Here is a 17,869-nt window from a genome sequence, read left to right on the forward strand (position 1 = left end):
GTTGTAACACCAGCGCCGAAATCCGCGCCGGTTGCAGTACAGCCCAAGGCGCAAGCTGCGCCCACCAAATCAACCGCGAAGGCCGCTCCTAGCGCAGTGAAAGCCGCCCCGACGAAAACCACAACTGCGTCTGTTCCGTCACCCGCGCCCGCGAAAACTGTTTATACAAATCCTACCCCGCAACCAACTGAACGTCGCACTTCAAAGCAGTCGCCGCGAGCTTCGGGTATTGTCTCTCCTTGTCGAGAGGGCGTGACGCAATACAAAGGATCCAGCGTGCGTTGCGGTCCGCAGACGCAATCGCCTGTGACACCTGGTGTAGGTGGCACCACCTCGACCCCGCCGCAGATCAATCTGGAGCAGAGCAGCGCATTGCCGCGACCTCCTGCTGGCACCGTCGTGCGTCGTGGTGAAGTTGCCGCAGATGTCAGGATTGTGCCCAAACATGTGTATGAGGCACGCCGAACAAATTCTGTTTCTTCTTTTGTACCTGAAGGGTATCGACGCGCCTTTGAAGACGGGCGTCTGGACACGGAGCGCGCTGTTATGACCTTCGCGGGTCATGAGCAGACCAACCAGATTTGGACGCAGACCGTGCCGCGCCGCTTGATCCAGGTGACTTTGGACAAAGGAGCTTCGGAACAAACCATCACGAGGTACAAAACCGGAGAGCGGATCAAAACCCAAACGGTTTCCACCAAGGCTGAGGCCCCACAGAAAGCCTTGCGCCTGGCCGGTACGCCATACGTGCAGGTGGCAAAGGCGGTTGATGCGACCCAGGCGCAAGCTTTGGCGCGGGATGTGCGCCGGCTGGGTGTCCCGGTGCGGATCGGGCGTTATGAGCGCGACGGCGCAACGCAAAGAATTGTGTTGGCAGGGCCGTTTGCAACGCAAGCAGAGGCGTCATCCGCGCTGGCCAAGGCCAAGAGTGCAGGGTTTGGCGGCGCGTTCCTGCGCAAGTAAATCGACAGCTTTCGTGATTTGTGGCTCTTAGCCGCCGCAAATCTCCTGAAGCGCCACCCAATACCGATCTATTAGAACAGGTTCGGGCAGAGTGTCTGTGAATGGGGCCGCTTCAATCAGCGCCAGCGTGCTTTCCCCGGATGGGTCCTGCGCCAAGGCATAGGGTTTGAGGCGTACGCGCTTCTCCTCAAAGGCTGCAATCAGAGCATCATCCGGCGCCGCCATTGGGGGCGCGCTGATCAGTGCTTCAATGTGCTTGCTGAGCAGCGCGTCTGGCAATGTGCCAGTGGTGAGGAGGCGCAGGCTGGCGCGAATACCGCCGCTTTCTAAAAGTCCACGCAGCGGGTCTGCGATCGCGGCCTGCGCGGCAATCACATAGCCTGCTGCCACATCCGGTTCCTCAAAGTCTTCCACTGCATCGCGCCCCAAAAGCACGATGTTGCCAGGCAAAGCCACCGCGTCTCGCAGGGCGCTTGGCACCACTGTGATGGCGCGCACTTGCAAACGTTTCTGAAACGCATCAAGGGCGGGCAGCGCTTGTGAGCTGCTGCACGCCTTACCGGTCAGTTGCAGAGCGTGGGTTTGCAGCTCTTGGCCAATGGTTTGCCGCGCCACATTGGGTACAACACGCAGGGCATGGTTGATCAGTGCATTGGGCAGCCAGAATATACCCAACGCTGCAATCGTTGCGATGGACCCGCCAAAGATGAATTTGCGTAGCCTACCTGTTGCCTGTCCCGGATTGGCCACCGCTTTGCGCAGCTTTTCGATGGCTTCGACGACCTCTGGGTGGTCAGCATCTATTTCCAGTGTCTCGCTTGGGTCGCCGTCCGGGTAAAACACGGCGGGCCGTTCGCCTGGGTTGAGCCTGCGCACGGCGGGAAGGGACCAATGGGTGAGCGCCCGATCATTGCTGTCTTTGATCACCAACGTCGCATCTCCCAGCGACACAATCACATCTCTGCGTTGTGCGTCAGGTGTCTCTCGCCACAGGGCTGTGGCTTCCAGACGTTGGAATTTTTCGAGTGCAGTGCTCATGGTGGGTCTGCTCAGGCCTCTGATTGGCTCAATCCCTAGCATGGGCGTGAAGGGCGGGGCAATCACTTGCCCCATACAAGTAGAGCATAAAAAAGGCCCGGGCAAAGTGCCGGGCCTTGATGGTTTTTACCGCTGATCCGCTATCAGAGGATTTTGATGTCCGCCGCTTTGATGTCTGCGAGGAAGGCATCAAGACCTTTATCGGTCAGCGGGTGGTTGATCATGGATTTGATCACGCCGGGAGGGGCGGTCATCACGTCTGCACCGACCAGCGCACATTGCGTCGCGTGGTTCACGGTGCGTACGGAGGCGGCGAGGATTTCGGTTTCAAAACCGTAGTTGTCATAGACCTGACGGATATCTGCGATCAGGTCCATGCCATCAAGGTTTATGTCGTCCAGACGGCCGATGAAAGGAGAGATGAAGCTTGCGCCTGCCTTTGCGGCCAGAAGCGCCTGATTGGCGGAGAAACACAGGGTCACGTTCACCTTGTGGCCTGCATCAGTCAGGGTTTTACAGGCTTTCAGGCCGTCCCAGGTCAGCGGCACTTTCACGGCGATGTTCTCAGCGATCTCAACCAGCTTGCGGCCTTCTGCGATCATTTCGTCAGCGTCGGTTGCGGTGACCTCGGCAGAAACCGGGCCTTCGACCAGATCACAGATCTCTTTGGTTACTTCGAGAATGTCGCGGCCGGATTTTTTGATCAGGGAGGGGTTGGTGGTGACACCATCCACCATGCCAAGGGCGTTGAGCTCGGCAATGGCGTCGATTTCGGCAGTGTCTACAAAGAATTTCATGTCAGGTCCTTTGCTGGGTTTGACAAGTGCATGGATGATTGGTGCAACTGCGGGATTGCGCTGCGGCTGTGATGGCTTTACCCGATAGAAGGCCGCGCCGAAAGCTGTAATGCGCCATTTGGGTGCAATTGTCGTTAGCGATAACGGTATTTGGCGGGCAAAGCTGGCAAGAGGGTCTGTTGAGCGACGCAGAGTTTTATCCCGAAGGGGCTTTGATTGCGGTTCTGACAACACAACCGCTGGACCGGGTTTTGGATTACAAAGCACCGGACGGGGGCGTTTGGGCTGGCAGCTTTGTCGAGGTCCCGCTGGGGCCGCGCAAAGTGCTTGGTGTGGTCTGGGGGCCGGGCAGGGGCGATTATGACATCTCCAAAATACGTGCGGCCAACAAGGCGCTGGACGTTGCGCCGATGCGGGCCGACATGCGCAACTTTTTGCAGCGTGCGGCCGATTACACCCTGACACCCCTGCATGCGATGCTGCGGCTCGCGACCCGTGCGCCGGGGCTTAGCGATCCGCCTTCAATGCGCAAGGTGTACCGCCGCGGCACAGGTGCGCCAGATCGGCAGACCGACGCGCGGCGGCGGGTGCTCGCAACGTTAGAAGACTACGGCGGGCTGGCGTTTACTCTGGGCGAACTTGGCGAGATGGCGGGGGTCACAAACTCGGTCATCAAGGGGTTGGTGAAACAGGGCGTTGTGCTTGAGGAGGCGGCGCCCCGAGACACGCCGTATTTGCGGCTTGATCCGGACTACGGCGGCAAGGAACTGACGGCGGATCAGGAAGCCGGGGCGGCGGAATTGCGCGCCGGCATTCAATCAGGCGTCTATGGTACGACTTTGCTGCGCGGGGTCACAGGCTCCGGCAAAACGGAGGTTTACCTTGAGGCCGTCGCGGAATGCCTGCGCAAGGGGCGGCAGGCGCTTGTGCTCTTGCCTGAGATCGCGCTGACCGCAGAGTTTCTGACCCGCGTTGAGGCGCGGTTTGGTGCGCGCCCGGCGGAATGGCACTCTGGTGTGACTATGACCGAGCGTCGACGGGCGTGGAAAATGGTGGGAGAGGGCGGTGCCCAGCTTGTGGTCGGCGCGCGCTCTGCGCTGTTTTTGCCTTATCGTGATCTTGGCCTGATCATCGTCGATGAAGAACACGACACCTCCTATAAGCAAGAGGACGGCGTGCTCTACAACGCACGCGATATGTCGGTGCTGCGTGCGGCGATGTGTGACGCACAAGTTGTTCTGGCGTCGGCCACGCCTTCGCTGGAAACCTGGGCCAACGCCGAAGCGGGCAAATACAAGCGCCTTGAGTTGACCAGTCGTTATGGGGCTTCCGTGCTGCCAGAAATGCGCGCGATTGATATGCGCACGCAAAAGCTCCCGGCCAGCCATTGGATTTCCCCGGCCTTGAAAGAGGCTGTGGACGCACGCATTGCCAAAGGCGAACAGGCGCTGTTGTTCATCAACCGCCGCGGCTATGCGCCTGTTACGATTTGTCGGGCCTGCGGGCATCAGATCGGATGCGATCACTGCGACGCGCGCATGGTGGAGCACCGTTTCCTGAAACGTTTGCTGTGCCATCAGTGTGGCGAAACAAAGCCCATGCCTGATGCCTGCCCGAGCTGCGAGGTCGAAGGTAAGCTCGCGCCAGTCGGTCCGGGGGTCGAGCGGCTGGCTGAGGAGGCACAAGAGCTTTGGCCAGACGCCCGTCAAGCGGTGTTGAGTTCCGATTTGTTCGGCTCTGCCCGCGCGTTGAAAGAGAGCATTGAGACCATTGCCAATGGCGGCGCAGATATCATCATCGGCACGCAGCTGGTGGCCAAAGGGCATAATTTCCCGCTGCTGACGCTTGTCGGCGTGATTGACGCTGACCTTGGCCTGCAAGGCTCTGACCTGCGCGCGGCGGAGCGTACCTTTCAGCTTATGCGACAGGTTGCCGGGCGGGCAGGACGCTCTGAACGCGCGGGGCTTGCGCTGTTGCAGACCTTCCAGCCGGAACACCCCGTGATCCGCGCGATCCTGACCGGCGATGAAAACGGCTTCTGGCGGGCTGAGGCGAATGAGCGGCGTCACGCTGTGGTGCCGCCTTTTGGCCGTATGGCGGGGATCATCCTCTCAGGCAGCGATGTGGGGCAGGTGTTTGATCTGGGCAATGCGCTTGCCCGTAATTCGGAGGCATTGCGCGCGATTGGGGCTGAAGTTTACGGCCCAGCCCCTGCACCCATCGCGCGTGTGCGTGGACGGCACCGGGTACGACTGTTGGTTAAAGCCGACAAATCCGCGCCGCTGCAAGCCGCCTTGGCGCGCTGGATTGGCCAATTTCGCCTCAAAGGCGATCTGCGCCTTGCCGTCGATATTGACCCGCAGAGCTTCTATTAAGCGCAGGGTTTCCTCTTGCGTCCAATATCCCGGAGCGCGAGGCAGAGCCTCGCATCTGTCTTGCGTGCAAATACGCAGCCCAACCTGTGCATCCTTTCGCTCTCGCCTTTTGGTGTATTTCCCCGTATGCGCTAAGCATGTTTGAAAAAATTGCCATTGATGACGCACAGGCTTTGCCATGGTGGCGTCGCCCGATCGCGCTTTTGTTCCTGATGGCGCTGGCCATGCCCATCGCGTTCAACACATGGAGCGCACTGCTCAACAACTTTGTGGTTGAGGTGGCCGACTTTGACGGCTCCGATATTGGCCTTTTGCACACCGTGCGGGAAATACCGGGCTTTCTGGCGATTGGGGTGATTTTCCTGCTGCTCTTCATTCGCGAGCAGGTTTTGGGCCTGATTTCCCTTCTGCTCTTGGGGGTTGCGACGGCACTCACAGCATATTTCCCCAGCATGGGCGGTATTTTGATGATCACCCTGCTGAGCTCTATCGGGTTTCACTACTATGAGACCGTGAACCAATCGCTTCAGCTCCAATGGCTCGACAAAAAGCGTGCGCCCAAGGTGCTGGGCTGGCTGGTGGCTGCGGGTTCTGGCGCAACGCTGCTTGCCTATGGGCTGATTATCCTGAGTTGGAAGCGGTTTGATCTGAGCTATGAGGTTGTCTACCTCGCTGGAGGCGGCATAACCGCGCTGATCGCGCTCTACTGTATTTTTGCCTTCCCGCAGTTTGAAGGCCGCACGCCACAGGCGCGCCAGATGGTGCTCAAAAAGCGCTATTGGCTTTATTACGCGATGCAGTTCATGGCCGGCGCTCGTCGTCAGATTTTTGTGGTTTTCGCTGGTTTCATGATGGTTAAGCACTTCGGATATGAGGTGCATGAGAGCACCGGCCTAAATATGGTTACGCTTGTCGCAACTATGATGTTTGCACCTTTGGTTGGGGTTGCGCTCTCGCGCTTTGGTGAACGCCGTATTTTGGTTTTCGAGTACACGGGGCTTTTTGTTGTGTTCTTGGCCTATAGCGGAATCTTCTTCTTTGGTTGGGGGGTGACACTCGCTGCTGCCCTATTTGTTATCGACCATTTGCTTTTTTCTCTCGCTATAGGGCTTAAGACCTACTTTCAAAAAATTGCTGATCCCGAGGATATGGCCCCGACAGCGGCTGTTGCCTTCACAATTAACCATATTGCGGCCGTGTGCTTGCCGTTTCCATTGGGGTTGTTGTGGGTGTATTCTCCTGGCTCTGTGTTTGTGCTGGCGGCGTCTATGGCGGCGGTTTCACTTGGCCTTGCCTTCCTGATCCCGCGCCACCCTGAGAAGGGCAATGAAACCCGCCTGACACGCCCTTTGGCCGCCGCTGCAGAGTAGTTTGCCCCCGTCAGGCTTGACGAAGCTGGGCCAAGACCCTAGGCCCGGCACAAAGTTTCTGGAGATCTGTTATGGCCACATTCACTGCGCTGACCACGCTCGTCGGGAAATCACAAGCTGAGGCGCTTGGCGAAGCCATGGAGCGTCTGGTGCCGGAGCCCACCGGTGTGGGCGTCTTTGAGATTGAGGATGGCTCTGGTCTTTGGGAAGTGGGCGGCTATTTCACCGAGGCGCCTGATGAGGCGGGCCTCGCCGTTCTCGCTGCTGCTTTTGAGGCAAAGCCCTTTGTCGTGTCCGAACTGCCGGAAACCGATTGGGTGGCCCATGTGAAGCGTGAGCTTGCCCCTGTGGAGGCCGGGCGTTTCTTTGTCTACGGCAGCCATGATGCAGATAAAGTGCCAGAAGGCGCGGAACCTCTGTTGATTGAGGCGGCGATGGCTTTTGGCACCGGGCACCATGGCACCACTCTTGGTTGTCTCAAGGCGCTGGATCGTGTTGCAAATGAAGGCTTTGTTGGTGAGAACGTCGCTGACATCGGTTGTGGGACGGCCGTATTGGCCATGGGCGCGGCACGTATCTGGCCAAACAAAGTACTCGCGAGCGACATCGATGAGGTTGCCGTTGACGTGGCGAAGGCCAATGCCGTCGCCAATGGTTTGGAAGATAAGCTGATCTGCCTAGAGGCCGCTGGCTTTGGTCATCCCGATCTGGCTGCCAAAGCCCCATTCGATTTGGTCTTTGCCAATATTCTCAAGGCACCACTTGTCGATCTCGCACCTGACATGGGCAACAATATCGCGCCAAGCGGTTTCGCCATCCTGTCGGGCATTCTAAATGAGCAAGCGGATGAGGTCGTTGCGGCCTATCAGACAGCAGGCTTTGACGTGCACACCCGCGAAGAGATTGGCGAGTGGACTACACTTACCATGCAGCGGAGCGCGGTGAGCTGACGCTTTACAGTCATGAACCAATGATCGCTCCTTAGCGAGAATCAAAGTTGGGCGTCCCAGAATTGGGGCGCCATTTTTGTAACTTACCCGCATTTTGTTTCGATTTTGGAGACGGTTGAGGGTCTTAGGTGTTTCCGTTTCGAAATTGACATCATCCGTTAAGCATAAGTGTCAGTTTTGTCTCGAATTCGCCACAATTGCGGTGAGTTGGCTTGATTTTAGGGCAATTTTTGGCCAATTTTAGACATGTTTGGTGGGGGCCAAACTTGGGTAACAGCCATGAGTGAATCCAACGCTGAGTTTCATGAGCGTCTTGCACGGATTTACCGCCAGCAGGCGGAAGCCGGGCCCAAGGCGCGTGAAGCGGTCGTGGTCGATCGCAATGGATACATTATTGTGCGCGGCGCAGGACGACGGCGCAGCATCCCGTGGCACGGCTTGGGCATGGTCGTGATGTCTTTTTTTGTCATCAAAGGGCTCATGATGTCGCAACTGGGGCCTGACTTTTATTCGCAGGATGTGGCGCGGCTGAGTGGTGGATCCGCCATCGAGAAAGCCGCCGCCTGGACGATGCGCCCGGACCCAGTGTCTCGTTGGATCGCAATGCAGATCAAAACATACAGCTAAACGCTGTTAGAGTTCATGGATCCCTCCAAGATCCTATGCGGCCTCGGGTTCTCTCCCCCGGGGCCGCCTTTGTTTTAAAACAAAAAAACCGCAGCCTCCCCAAAGGCTGCGGTTTCCTGACCCGAAGGAATGCCCTTCGTGAGCGGTGCTTGGCAGGCTCAGCGGTAGCGAGCGATATCGGCACGCGACATGCCGATGTCTTCCAGCTCGCGGTCGCTCAGCTGTTCCAGAGCATTGCGGGTCATGCGTTTTTCATTCCAATCTTTGACTTGGGCGGTAATCGCGCCGAAGGTTGCGCGGATACGACCGGCAAAACTTGGATAAGACGCTGTTTCAAATGAGGCCATATCAGTGCTCCTTTTGCTAAATTGGTATGGACTTTGTTCTAGGATGGAGCGCAGATAGAGATGCGAAGGATGGCTCGCAAGCTGGATTCTGGCATAGCTCCTATGCGACAATTGCATGGGTTTGGCTGTTAGACTGAGTCATAAAAATAAGGCATAAAACCGACCCTTTGCAGCGCGTTCCCGTCAAATCTGGATCAGCCATGTTGGCGCTGCAATTCGGGCTTGCTTTCTACGCATGCCATTTTTTGAATGGGATCGGGCTTGGAGTTTGTTCTCGTTTCGTGCTACTTCAGCAGAAATAGAACAACAAAGTAGAAATGGGGCAGGCGATGCGTGTTTTGGGGATTGATCCCGGCTTGAGAAACATGGGCTGGGGCGTGATTGACGCAGATGGCAGCCGCTTAAGCCACGTTGGCAATGGGATTTGCCATTCTGTGGGTGAAGATCTCGCCGCACGCCTGCTCTCGCTGCATGAGCAACTGACTGATGTTGTTGCGCGTTTTCTGCCCGATCATGCGGCGATTGAGCAGACCTTTGTGAACAAAGATGGCGCGGGGACGCTGAAGCTCGGCCAGGCGCGCGGCATTGCGCTTTTGGTGCCAGCGCAGGCAGGTCTGATTATTGGCGAGTATGCGCCCAACAAGGTCAAGAAAACCGTCGTTGGTGTCGGTCACGCAGAAAAACATCAAGTAGAACATATGGTTAAGTTGCAGCTTCCGGGTGTGCAAATAACTGGGCCGGATGCGGCAGATGCGCTGGCCATCGCGATGTGTCATGCGCATTATGCACGGGCAGGGGCGGGGTATGCCGCCGCATTGAAAAAGGCGCAGGCATGATTGGGAAGATTTCCGGAACGCTGGAGTATCGCAGCACAGACCATGTTTTGATCGATGTGCGCGGCGTCGGCTATATGGTTTATTGCTCTGACCGCACGCTGGCTGGGATGCCGGGTGTTGGCGAAGCCGTGGCACTCTACACAGACTTGCTGGTGCGCGAAGACTTGTTGCAACTCTTTGGTTTTGCCAGTCTTTTTGAAAAGGAATGGCACCGTTTGCTGATGGGTGTGCAAGGCATTGGCGCAAAAGCCAGTCTTGCGATCCTTGGCACTTTGGGCGCCGAAGGCGTGAGCCGGGCCGTCACCCTTGGCGATGTGGCTGCGATCAAAGCGGCCAAAGGTGTGGGCCCGAAGACCGCGCAACGTGTTGTTATTGAACTAAAAGACAAGGCGCCTGAGGTCATGGCGCTTGGCGGCAGCCTGAGCAATGCGATGGCCACTGCCGCGGGGGAAGGTGCACAGGCGGCACCAGAAGAGGACGCTGTGATCGAAGAGGCAGGTCCAGCGCCAGTTGCAACAGGGGATGGTGCGTCAGGGGTCAAAGGCTCCGCAGCTGAGGCATCGATGAGCGTGCAGGCCGACGCCCTGTCTGCGCTTGGCAACCTTGGCTACAGCCCGTCTGACGCCGCAACGGCGGTGGCGCAGGCGGCGGGCGAAGATCCTGAGGCTGACACGGCTTCACTGATCCGATCGGCGCTTAAGCTATTGGCACCGAAGGGATAATTTATGGATCAGCCAGACCCGACACTGCGCCCGGAGCCCCGGCCTGAGGATGCTGACCGTGCGCTGCGCCCGCAGGAGCTTGAAGCCTTTATTGGTCAGGCGGAGGCGCGGGCCAACTTGCGTGTATTTATTGAAAGTGCCCGGCGGCGCGGTGAGGCAATGGACCACACGTTGTTCCACGGTCCCCCCGGTTTGGGAAAGACCACGCTGGCGCAGATTATGGCGCGGGAACTTGGGGTGAACTTCCGGATGACCTCTGGCCCGGTGCTCGCCAAGGCTGGAGATTTGGCGGCGATCCTGACCAATCTGGAAGCGCGGGATGTTTTATTCATCGACGAAATTCACCGATTGAACCCGGCTGTGGAGGAAGTGCTCTATCCGGCGATGGAGGATTTTGAGCTTGATCTTGTGATCGGTGAAGGGCCTGCGGCGCGGACAGTTCGTATTGAATTACAACCCTTTACGCTGGTCGGGGCGACCACGCGGCTTGGGCTGCTGACCACGCCTTTGCGCGATCGTTTTGGCATTCCGACGCGGCTGCAGTTTTACACCGAAGATGAGCTGAATGAGATTGTCACCCGCAATGCCCGCAAACTTGGTGTGCCATCGCAAGAAGGCGGGGCGCGTGAGATTGCGCGGCGGTCGCGAGGCACCCCGCGGATTGCCGGGCGGCTGCTGCGCCGTGTGGTGGATTTTGCGCTGGTGGAAGGTGATGGGATCATCACAAAAAGCCTTGCAGATGGGTCACTTACGCGGCTTGGGGTGGACAATCTGGGCCTTGATGGGGCCGACCGCCGCTATCTGCTTTTCATTGCGGAAAACTACGGAGGTGGCCCTGTCGGCATTGACACGATCAGCGCCGCGCTGAGCGAGAGCCGGGATGCGATTGAAGAGGTGATTGAGCCGTTTCTTTTGCAGCAGGGGCTTATTCAGCGGACGCCGCGCGGGCGCATGCTTGCGCAAAAAGCGTGGCGGCATTTGGGGCTTTCTGCGCCAAAACGACCGGATCAGTCGGACCTGTTTACTTCTAAAAAGAGCTGAAAATCGGACGTCGGTATTGCGTCGGTATCACGACTGTATTGCGACGGTGGAATTTTCGGTGTTCTGAAATGGCCCTGTTCGTTATGGCGGCGCGCGTTGCCGTAACAAATGAGGCTGATTTCGGGATGCGAAAGCCGTTTACCGTGCTGCTTGTCGCAACCTGCGGGCTTGTAGTCCGGGTAAGGCGGCAGAGAGCACGCCCGCGCCAAGGATCAGAGTGAGCCCGACCCATGTGAGCGTGGCGGGCAGCGTGCCAAAGATCACCCAGCCGAGTGCGGTGGCGCTGAGCAGTTGCAGGTAGACCAGCGGGGCAAGTTGTGCGGCTTCGGCGCGGCGATAGGCGAACAGCAGAAGCAGGTTGCCGCCCATGGAGAAAGCTGCGCTCGCAACTGTCAGGGCGCTGAACTCCAGCGTCATGCTTTCTGGCAGGTGTGGCAGACCCAAGGGCGTCAGAATGAGCGCTCCCAACACAAGCTGCGTGACCAGCATATCGGTTGGTCGCACAGTGCCTGAAAGCCAGCGCGAGATCGTCAGGAAGGTGCCATAACACATCCCCGCGCCAACCGCATAGAGCAGGCCGGTAGACATGTTTGCGCTGGGGCGTACGACGAGCAGCACACCAATGAAGCCAACCGCCATCAACATGTTGCGGCTGGGGGTTGCAGGCTCTTTCAAGAGCGTGACGGACAGCAGATATGAAAAGATCGGGCCGATGAAGAAGGCGGCAAACACATCTGCGATTGGGGCGGTCTGCAGGGCATTTTGAATGCAGAAGATTCCGCAGCTCATGAGAGCGCCACGCAGCCAGATCCCCCAGTGGCGCAAGGCGCCTATCATCGACGGGCGCATCAACGGCACCACCATTAGCGCGCCAAGAGCAAAGCGGGACCACGCCACAAAGATTGGACTGGCCTCATGGTTTTGCATCATGAGTTTGCCAGCAGTGTCCCCGGCAGGGATCATCGACATGGCCACAAACATCAGAGCAAAGACTTTGAACATGCACTTCCCTTAACAGGTAAATTAACGAAGCTAAACCCCATGAGATTTGTGTGTTTTGTTCGCAGGAAAGCGCTGCGCGGCTGTTGAACCAAAGCGCAGAACAACGCTACGGTTGCTGTTATGACAAAGCGCTTTTCTCGCCGTTCGTTTTTGACGCTGACTGCCGCAAGCTTGGCGACGCCGAGTTTGGCAAATGCCCCGAGCCGTTCCTTGCGCCCTGTGCTGCGCCCGAGCGCGCAGTCGTTGATCAACGCTGCGCCGACGGCTGAAAGCCTGATCCGGGACAGTGGGCTGTCCGGCAAGATCAGCTATGCCGTGGCACGGGCCGGAGAGGGGGGCGGCATCTTGGAGGGGCACAATGCGGCGGCGGGTCTGCCGCCTGCGAGCGTCACAAAGGTGCTGACGGCGCTTTATGCGCTGCATTATCTGGGGCCGACCCATCGATTTGTCACAAGCCTTGTTGCTGTGGGGACTGTGCAGAATGGGGTGCTGAAAGGTGATCTGGTGCTGCGCGGCGGGGGGGACCCGACGTTGGACACAAACCGGCTTGCCGATCTGGCACGGACCCTGAAAGCCTCTGGCATTCGTGAGGTGACAGGGCGGTTCTTGGTGTGGGGCGGAGCGCTGCCTGCGACAAAGCAGATCGACGACAAGCAACCCGCTGAGGCAGGTTATAATCCTGCGGTGTCGGGGCTCGCGCTGAACTATAATCGTGTGCATTTCGAGTGGAAGCGGAGTGGCAACGGCTATGGTGTGACGATGGATGCGCGCAGTGACAGATATCGTCCTGCGGTCACGGTGGCAGAGATGAAAATCGAAAACCGGGCGGTGCCGGTTTATACCTACAAGTCTGCTGGGAAAACGGATCAGTGGACGGTGGCGCGGGGCGCGCTTGGCAATGGGGGCGCGCGTTGGCTGCCGGTGCGGCAGCCAGAGCTTTATGCCGGTGAAGTGTTTCGCACGCTTGCCCGCGCCCATGGGGTGCAGCTGAAAGCGCCGAAGGTGGCGCGGGGTGCGCCGCGTGGCACCATTGTGGCGCGCCAGCAAAGCCCCGATTTGCGCACGATCCTCAAAGGTATGTTGAAGTACTCGACCAACTTGACGGCGGAGATGGTGGGTTTGGCGGCGAGCCAGGCGCGCGGCGCGCAGCCTGCTTCGCTTCGGCAGTCAGCGGGTGCGATGAATGCCTGGGCCAAGGAGCAACTTGGGATGCAGGCAGCGGCGCTGGTGGATCACTCTGGATTGGGAGAGGCGTCGCGGCTGCGTGCGGATGAGACAGCGCTGATGTTGGCGAAGGCGGGGCAGCATGCGGTGTTGCAGCCGATTTTGAAAGACATCCCGCTGAGAGATGAAAACGGCCGCCCGATCAAGTCGCATCCGGTGAAGGTGAAGGCCAAAACGGGGACCCTGCATTTTGTGAGTGCCCTAGCAGGATATCTGAATGCGCCGGATGGCAAAGTTCTGGCGTTTGCGATTTTTGAGGCGGATGTGAATGCGCGGGCGCGGTTGATTGGACCGAACAGAGAGAGGCCCAAGGGGGCGCGCACCTGGAACGGGCGTGCAAAACGATTGCAGCAGGCTTTGATTGCACGTTGGGGCACGGTGTATGGGGCTTAGCAATGCACGTGCTGTGGAGATGACAGAAACGCAGCATTCCAGGGCGATTTTGGCTGAATGAGTGGTTTTGACCACTTGTTTTGTAACAGTCTCGTTACCATGTGAGTTTCCGTTTTGGTATGTGATCTACGCATTAGGCGTATTTCAGAAGAGTTGGGTGCGTCCTGTATGACAAAGGATCTGATGGATCAGTTTGCGTTTCTAGATGCCGTGAAGGGTGCGATTTTTGTGCTTGAAGTCGCACAGGATGGCATGCCGCGCTACGCTAAGGTGAACAAAGAGTGGCAACTGCGCACGGAGATTGATGCGGAGTTCGCGATCGGAAAAACAGCCTACGAGATTTTTGGTGGTGCCAATGGCAAGCGCGGGCTGCAGTTGCATCTGGATGCGATGGAAGCGCAAACAGAGATGGCCTATATCGTCACCATTCCATTTGAAAACAGGATCGCGGATTTCCGAACCACGCTGATGCCGGTTTTTGATGATGCGGGGAAGCTCACGCACATTGTTGGCACCACAGATGACATCACTTCCGCGCGGGAGCGGGATCAGGCGCTGGAACTCAATCGATTGGCGCGGGAGGAAGCCGAGAACGCGGTGCACGCCAAAGAGCGATTTCTTGCCAATATGAGTCATGAGATTCGCACACCGATGAACGGTATACTGGGCATGTCGGAGCTTTTGGCTGAGACAGATCTCAATGCACAGCAGCGGCTTTTTGCGAAAACCATTCACAACTCTGCTGATGCACTGCTGACCATCGTGAATGACGTTCTGGATTTTTCAAAGATCGAGGCAGATAAGATCTCTTTGAATGATGGGCCTTTTTCCTTGCGAGATTTGGTGCAGGAGTGCTGTGCGTTGCTGGGGCTGCATTCGGATGCAAAAAATCTGAAGATGGAGGTGATCTACCCTGAAAGCGTGCCGAGCGCCTTTGTTGGCGACGTCAACCGGTTGCGCCAGGTTTTGATGAACCTGATTGGCAACGCGGTGAAGTTCACGCAGGAGGGAGGTGTGTCTGTCGGTGTGTCCTATGACACCGAAGATCGAGACTGGCCCCTGAAGATTGCGGTGACCGATACAGGGGCTGGCATTGCGCCGAGACAGCAAGAAGCGATTTTTGCCGCTTTTGAGCAAGCGCATGAGGACGGTGAACTTCGCGGCAAAGGCACGGGGCTGGGGCTGGCCATCAGCAAGGCATTGGTGGAGCGCATGGGCGGTACAATCACAGTTGAGAGTGTGCCGGGGGAGGGCTCTACTTTTGTGGTGTCTTTGGGATTGGCGCCCAGCGATGTGGTGCCCCTTCCTGTGGCTACACCTGTCCAGCCAACCTATCATGAACCGGAGGTGGTGGCCGAGCCTACACCCAAACTTGTTTGGTCGAGCGACAATATCACGGCTCACAGGCGCTCTGATGCCAATCCGCCGCTGCTGTCGGGGCTGCGTGTGTTGGTTGCAGAAGACAATATGACCAATCAGATGGTGGTGCGCAAAATGCTGGAGCCGACCGGGGTGGACATGAGTTTTGCAGCTGACGGTCAGGCCGCTCTCACGGCCTATACAGAAGGGGGCTGTGATGTGATCCTGATGGATGTGTCGATGCCCGTAATGGGCGGATTGGAAGCCACGCGCGCGATCCGGCGCTTTGAGACAGCGCGGGGATGGTCGCGGTGCAAGATTGTCGCGCTGACCGCCAATGCGCAACCCAGCGATGAAGAGGCCTGTCTCGCCGCTGGGATGGATGATTTTCTGAGCAAGCCATTTCGCAAACGGGCTTTGCTTGACGCACTTAACCTATAGTGCAGGCGCCTCCTCAAGGCTGAGAAGGGCCTGCGATCGGTGTGTACCCTAAACCTGTCGCTGTCAGGTCATGTGACGCGCACGGGCGCCGCGTTCGATGCCCGCTGCGTGCAGGCGATCCAGATCCAGCTCATAGCGGATTTCTTCGAGCAGGCGCAGCTCTGGTTCGGCCAGCGTGCCGTCCGCGGCGGCCACATCACAGGCCAGCGCATAGGCGGTTTCAAACAGACGCTCATCCAGATTGTCGCGCACCAGACCAAAGAGAGCGGCCAGACCGTCTTCCTGCTCAAACAGATCAAACACGATCTGGCTGATAATCTGCATCCGGTCGAGATCATACTCGGCAAAGACTGGCAGGTGATTCACCGCCGCCTGAATTTTCACGAGTTCTGCGGTGCGGATGTTTTCATCAGAGGCGGAGACAGCCACCATCACCAAGACCAGACAGTCCTGCGGCGTGAGCGGGTGGGGAAGTTCTTGGGTCACGTGCAAATCCTTTGCAATGCTGTGTTGCAGTGCAGAATATTGACTGCCAGTCTCTGGGGCAATAGGAAGCGTCGGATTGTCGCGTGCAATGAAGCACGTGGCTGTTTTTTGCTGAAACCCCGATCCTGAACCGGAGATGGACAATGTCTGACCTGCGCGCAGCAGCCCTCGAATCCAAAGCTTGGCCTTTTGAAGAAGCGCGAAAGCTTCTCAAACGCTATGCAAAGGGTGCGCCTGAGAAGGGCTATGTTCTTTTTGAAACCGGCTATGGCCCATCGGGTCTGCCGCACATTGGCACATTTGGCGAAGTGGCTCGCACCACGATGATCAAAGTGGCGTTTGAGGCGATCAGCGACATTCCAACGAAACTGATCTGTTTCTCTGACGATTTGGACGGGCTGCGCAAAGTGCCGTCGAATGTGCCAAATCCTGAGAATCTTGAGCCCTATCTGCAGATGCCGCTGACGGCGGTGCCTGATCCGTTTGGCACTCACGACAGCTTTGGTGCGCACAACAACGCCATGCTGCGCCGCTTCCTGGATACCTTTGGCTTTGAGTATGAATTCTACTCCGCCAAGGAATTCTATGAATCCGGTCAGTTTGACGAGGTGCTGAAGCGCGCGGTGGACAACTATGATGCCATCATGGCGATCATGCTGAAATCCCTGCGCGAGGAGCGCGCCGCGACCTATTCGATTTTCTTGCCGCTGCACCCGGAAACCGGTCGTGTGCTTTATGTGCCGATGAAAAAGGTCTGCGCGGAAACCTATACCGTCACCTTTGACGATGAGGACGGCAAGGAATGGACCGTGCCAGTGACCGGCGGCAATGTGAAGCTGCAGTGGAAGCCGGATTTTGGCGCCCGCTGGGCCGCGCTGGGCGTCGATTTTGAGATGTATGGCAAGGAGCACGCCACCAACGAAAAGATCTATGACGCGATCTGTCGTGCGCTGGGCGGGCGTCAGCCAAACCACTTCTCCTACGAGCTGTTCCTGGATGAAAACGGGCAGAAGATTTCGAAATCTTCGGGCAATGGTGTGTCGATTGACGAGTGGCTGACCTATGCCTCCACCGAAAGCCTTGCCTATTTCATGTATCAGAAGCCAAAGACCGCAAAGCGGATGCATTTTGATGTGATCCCGAAAGCGGTGGATGAGTATCACCAGCAGTTGCGCGCCTATCATGGCCAAGACATCAAGGCTCAGCTGAACAACCCGGTGTGGCACATTCACGGCGGCGACGTGCCGCAATCGGATATGGTGGTGCCATATTCCATGCTGCTCAACATTGCCTCTGTGTCCAACGCGGAAGACAAAGAGACGCTTTGGGGCTTCATCAACAAATATGCGCCTGATGCGACAGCGGAAACCCATCCGGGTATGGATGCGGCGGCAGGTCATGCGGTGCGTTACTTCAATGACTTTGTGAAGCCTGCGAAAACCTACCGTGCGCCCACAGAGCAAGAGCGCCGTGCGCTGGAAGATCTGGCGGGGGCGCTCGCCTCGCCTGAGACAGCGCTGGCCGTGATCGCAGCCAAGAACGCACTGGTGGGCAACGAAGATCCGCTGCCGGAGCCAAACTTTGCGGATGAGGAATTCCTGCAGTCTATCGTTTTTGCGGTTGGTAAAAACCATGGGTTTGAACCGCTGCGCGATTGGTTCAAGGCGATCTATGAAGTGCTTTTGGGCGACTCCCAAGGCCCACGCTTTGGCAGCTTCATTGCGCTTTACGGCGTGGAAGAAACCTTGACGCTGATCCACAGCGCGCTGGCGGGCGATCTGGTCAAGCCTGCGTAAGTCGCGGAAATAGAAAGACTTTTGGAACAGGTCCCACTTCGGTGGGGCCTGTTTGCGTTTGGCGGTGCGATGCGTCGAATGATCTGGGCGCGCGGTTGCGGC

16 protein-coding genes are annotated in these 17,869 nt (G+C 57.7%); 11 read left to right on the top strand and 5 right to left on the bottom strand.

What is annotated here, in order from left to right; genetic code table 11:
* Positions 1-306: 306 nt before the first annotated feature.
* Positions 307-963, top strand: coding sequence for an SPOR domain-containing protein (locus tag J7413_RS20725; RefSeq protein WP_209098251.1), 657 nt, complete (start codon positions 307-309; stop codon positions 961-963).
* Between the two features lie 27 nt (positions 964-990).
* On the opposite strand, the gene J7413_RS11475 is transcribed toward J7413_RS20725, so the two are convergent.
* The gene (locus J7413_RS11475) at positions 991-2,001 is read right to left on the bottom strand and encodes a hypothetical protein (protein ID WP_209098252.1); all 1,011 of its coding nucleotides are present in this window, start codon (positions 1,999-2,001) and stop codon (positions 991-993) included.
* Positions 2,002-2,144: 143 nt separating this feature from the next.
* Positions 2,145-2,798, bottom strand: coding sequence for a fructose-6-phosphate aldolase (gene fsa, locus J7413_RS11480; protein WP_209098253.1), 654 nt, complete (start codon positions 2,796-2,798; stop codon positions 2,145-2,147).
* 179 nt (positions 2,799-2,977) lie between these two features.
* On the opposite strand from fsa, the gene J7413_RS11485 reads away from it, so the two are divergent.
* The 4 genes from J7413_RS11485 to J7413_RS11500 all read left to right on the top strand — a co-directional run bounded on the left by J7413_RS11485 (position 2,978) and on the right by J7413_RS11500 (position 8,120).
* On the top strand, positions 2,978-5,173 hold the full coding sequence (locus J7413_RS11485; RefSeq protein WP_209098254.1) for a primosomal protein N': 2,196 nt from the start codon (positions 2,978-2,980) through the stop codon (positions 5,171-5,173).
* Positions 5,174-5,310: 137 nt separating this feature from the next.
* Entirely contained in the window at positions 5,311-6,543 is a 1,233-nt protein-coding gene (locus J7413_RS11490) for an MFS transporter (RefSeq protein WP_209098255.1), read from the top strand.
* 71 nt (positions 6,544-6,614) lie between these two features.
* A complete protein-coding gene (locus tag J7413_RS11495; RefSeq protein WP_209098256.1) occupies positions 6,615-7,493 on the top strand; it encodes a 50S ribosomal protein L11 methyltransferase in 879 nt (292 codons plus the stop codon).
* Positions 7,494-7,772: 279 nt separating this feature from the next.
* Complete coding sequence (locus J7413_RS11500) at positions 7,773-8,120, top strand: hypothetical protein (RefSeq protein WP_209098257.1); 348 nt, start codon at positions 7,773-7,775, stop codon at positions 8,118-8,120.
* Positions 8,121-8,278: 158 nt separating this feature from the next.
* Here the strand turns inward: J7413_RS11500 and J7413_RS11505 are convergent, their stop codons facing one another.
* On the bottom strand, positions 8,279-8,467 hold the full coding sequence (locus tag J7413_RS11505; protein WP_209098259.1) for a DUF1127 domain-containing protein: 189 nt from the start codon (positions 8,465-8,467) through the stop codon (positions 8,279-8,281).
* Between the two features lie 329 nt (positions 8,468-8,796).
* On the opposite strand from J7413_RS11505, the gene ruvC reads away from it, so the two are divergent.
* Genes ruvC through ruvB form a run of 3 tightly spaced genes read left to right on the top strand, consistent with a single transcriptional unit; the run spans position 8,797 to position 11,066 of the window.
* On the top strand, positions 8,797-9,303 hold the full coding sequence (gene ruvC, locus J7413_RS11510; RefSeq protein ID WP_209098261.1) for a crossover junction endodeoxyribonuclease RuvC: 507 nt from the start codon (positions 8,797-8,799) through the stop codon (positions 9,301-9,303).
* On the top strand, positions 9,300-10,025 hold the full coding sequence (ruvA, locus tag J7413_RS11515) for a Holliday junction branch migration protein RuvA (protein WP_209098263.1): 726 nt from the start codon (positions 9,300-9,302) through the stop codon (positions 10,023-10,025). The genes ruvC and ruvA overlap by 4 nt, the downstream gene beginning before the upstream one ends.
* A 3-nt stretch (positions 10,026-10,028) precedes the next feature.
* Entirely contained in the window at positions 10,029-11,066 is a 1,038-nt protein-coding gene (ruvB, locus tag J7413_RS11520; RefSeq protein WP_209098278.1) for a Holliday junction branch migration DNA helicase RuvB, read from the top strand.
* A 138-nt stretch (positions 11,067-11,204) separates the two neighbouring features.
* On the opposite strand, the gene J7413_RS11525 is transcribed toward ruvB, so the two are convergent.
* Positions 11,205-12,068, bottom strand: coding sequence for a DMT family transporter (locus tag J7413_RS11525; protein WP_247743472.1), 864 nt, complete (start codon positions 12,066-12,068; stop codon positions 11,205-11,207).
* Between the two features lie 120 nt (positions 12,069-12,188).
* Between J7413_RS11525 and dacB the strand changes: the two genes are divergently transcribed.
* Positions 12,189-13,685, top strand: coding sequence for a D-alanyl-D-alanine carboxypeptidase/D-alanyl-D-alanine-endopeptidase (dacB, locus tag J7413_RS11530; protein ID WP_209098280.1), 1,497 nt, complete (start codon positions 12,189-12,191; stop codon positions 13,683-13,685).
* Positions 13,686-13,853: 168 nt separating this feature from the next.
* Positions 13,854-15,485, top strand: a complete 1,632-nt coding sequence (locus tag J7413_RS11535) for an ATP-binding protein (protein ID WP_209098282.1) — start codon at positions 13,854-13,856, stop codon at positions 15,483-15,485.
* Between the two features lie 63 nt (positions 15,486-15,548).
* Here J7413_RS11535 and J7413_RS11540 read toward each other — a convergent pair whose 3' ends face one another.
* On the bottom strand, positions 15,549-15,971 hold the full coding sequence (locus tag J7413_RS11540) for a tellurite resistance TerB family protein (protein ID WP_209098284.1): 423 nt from the start codon (positions 15,969-15,971) through the stop codon (positions 15,549-15,551).
* Between the two features lie 143 nt (positions 15,972-16,114).
* On the opposite strand from J7413_RS11540, the gene J7413_RS11545 reads away from it, so the two are divergent.
* Entirely contained in the window at positions 16,115-17,767 is a 1,653-nt protein-coding gene (locus tag J7413_RS11545) for a lysine--tRNA ligase (RefSeq protein ID WP_209098286.1), read from the top strand.
* Positions 17,768-17,869 lie beyond the last annotated feature (102 nt).

Source organism: Shimia sp. R10_1, from assembly GCF_017744095.1.
Taxonomy (GTDB): Bacteria; Pseudomonadota; Alphaproteobacteria; order Rhodobacterales; family Rhodobacteraceae; genus Shimia.

Coding starts and splice junctions, on each gene's coding strand:
- J7413_RS11475 (WP_209098252.1), bottom strand. CDS start 2,001: ATGAGCACTGCACTCGAAAAATTCCAACGTCTGGAAGCCACAGCCCTG.
- fsa (WP_209098253.1), bottom strand. CDS start 2,798: ATGAAATTCTTTGTAGACACTGCCGAAATCGACGCCATTGCCGAGCTC.
- J7413_RS11490 (WP_209098255.1), top strand. CDS start 5,311: ATGTTTGAAAAAATTGCCATTGATGACGCACAGGCTTTGCCATGGTGG.
- J7413_RS11495 (WP_209098256.1), top strand. CDS start 6,615: ATGGCCACATTCACTGCGCTGACCACGCTCGTCGGGAAATCACAAGCT.
- J7413_RS11500 (WP_209098257.1), top strand. CDS start 7,773: ATGAGTGAATCCAACGCTGAGTTTCATGAGCGTCTTGCACGGATTTAC.
- J7413_RS11505 (WP_209098259.1), bottom strand. CDS start 8,467: ATGGCCTCATTTGAAACAGCGTCTTATCCAAGTTTTGCCGGTCGTATC.
- ruvC (WP_209098261.1), top strand. CDS start 8,797: ATGCGTGTTTTGGGGATTGATCCCGGCTTGAGAAACATGGGCTGGGGC.
- ruvA (WP_209098263.1), top strand. CDS start 9,300: ATGATTGGGAAGATTTCCGGAACGCTGGAGTATCGCAGCACAGACCAT.
- ruvB (WP_209098278.1), top strand. CDS start 10,029: ATGGATCAGCCAGACCCGACACTGCGCCCGGAGCCCCGGCCTGAGGAT.
- J7413_RS11525 (WP_247743472.1), bottom strand. CDS start 12,068: ATGTTCAAAGTCTTTGCTCTGATGTTTGTGGCCATGTCGATGATCCCT.
- dacB (WP_209098280.1), top strand. CDS start 12,189: ATGACAAAGCGCTTTTCTCGCCGTTCGTTTTTGACGCTGACTGCCGCA.
- J7413_RS11535 (WP_209098282.1), top strand. CDS start 13,854: ATGACAAAGGATCTGATGGATCAGTTTGCGTTTCTAGATGCCGTGAAG.
- J7413_RS11545 (WP_209098286.1), top strand. CDS start 16,115: ATGTCTGACCTGCGCGCAGCAGCCCTCGAATCCAAAGCTTGGCCTTTT.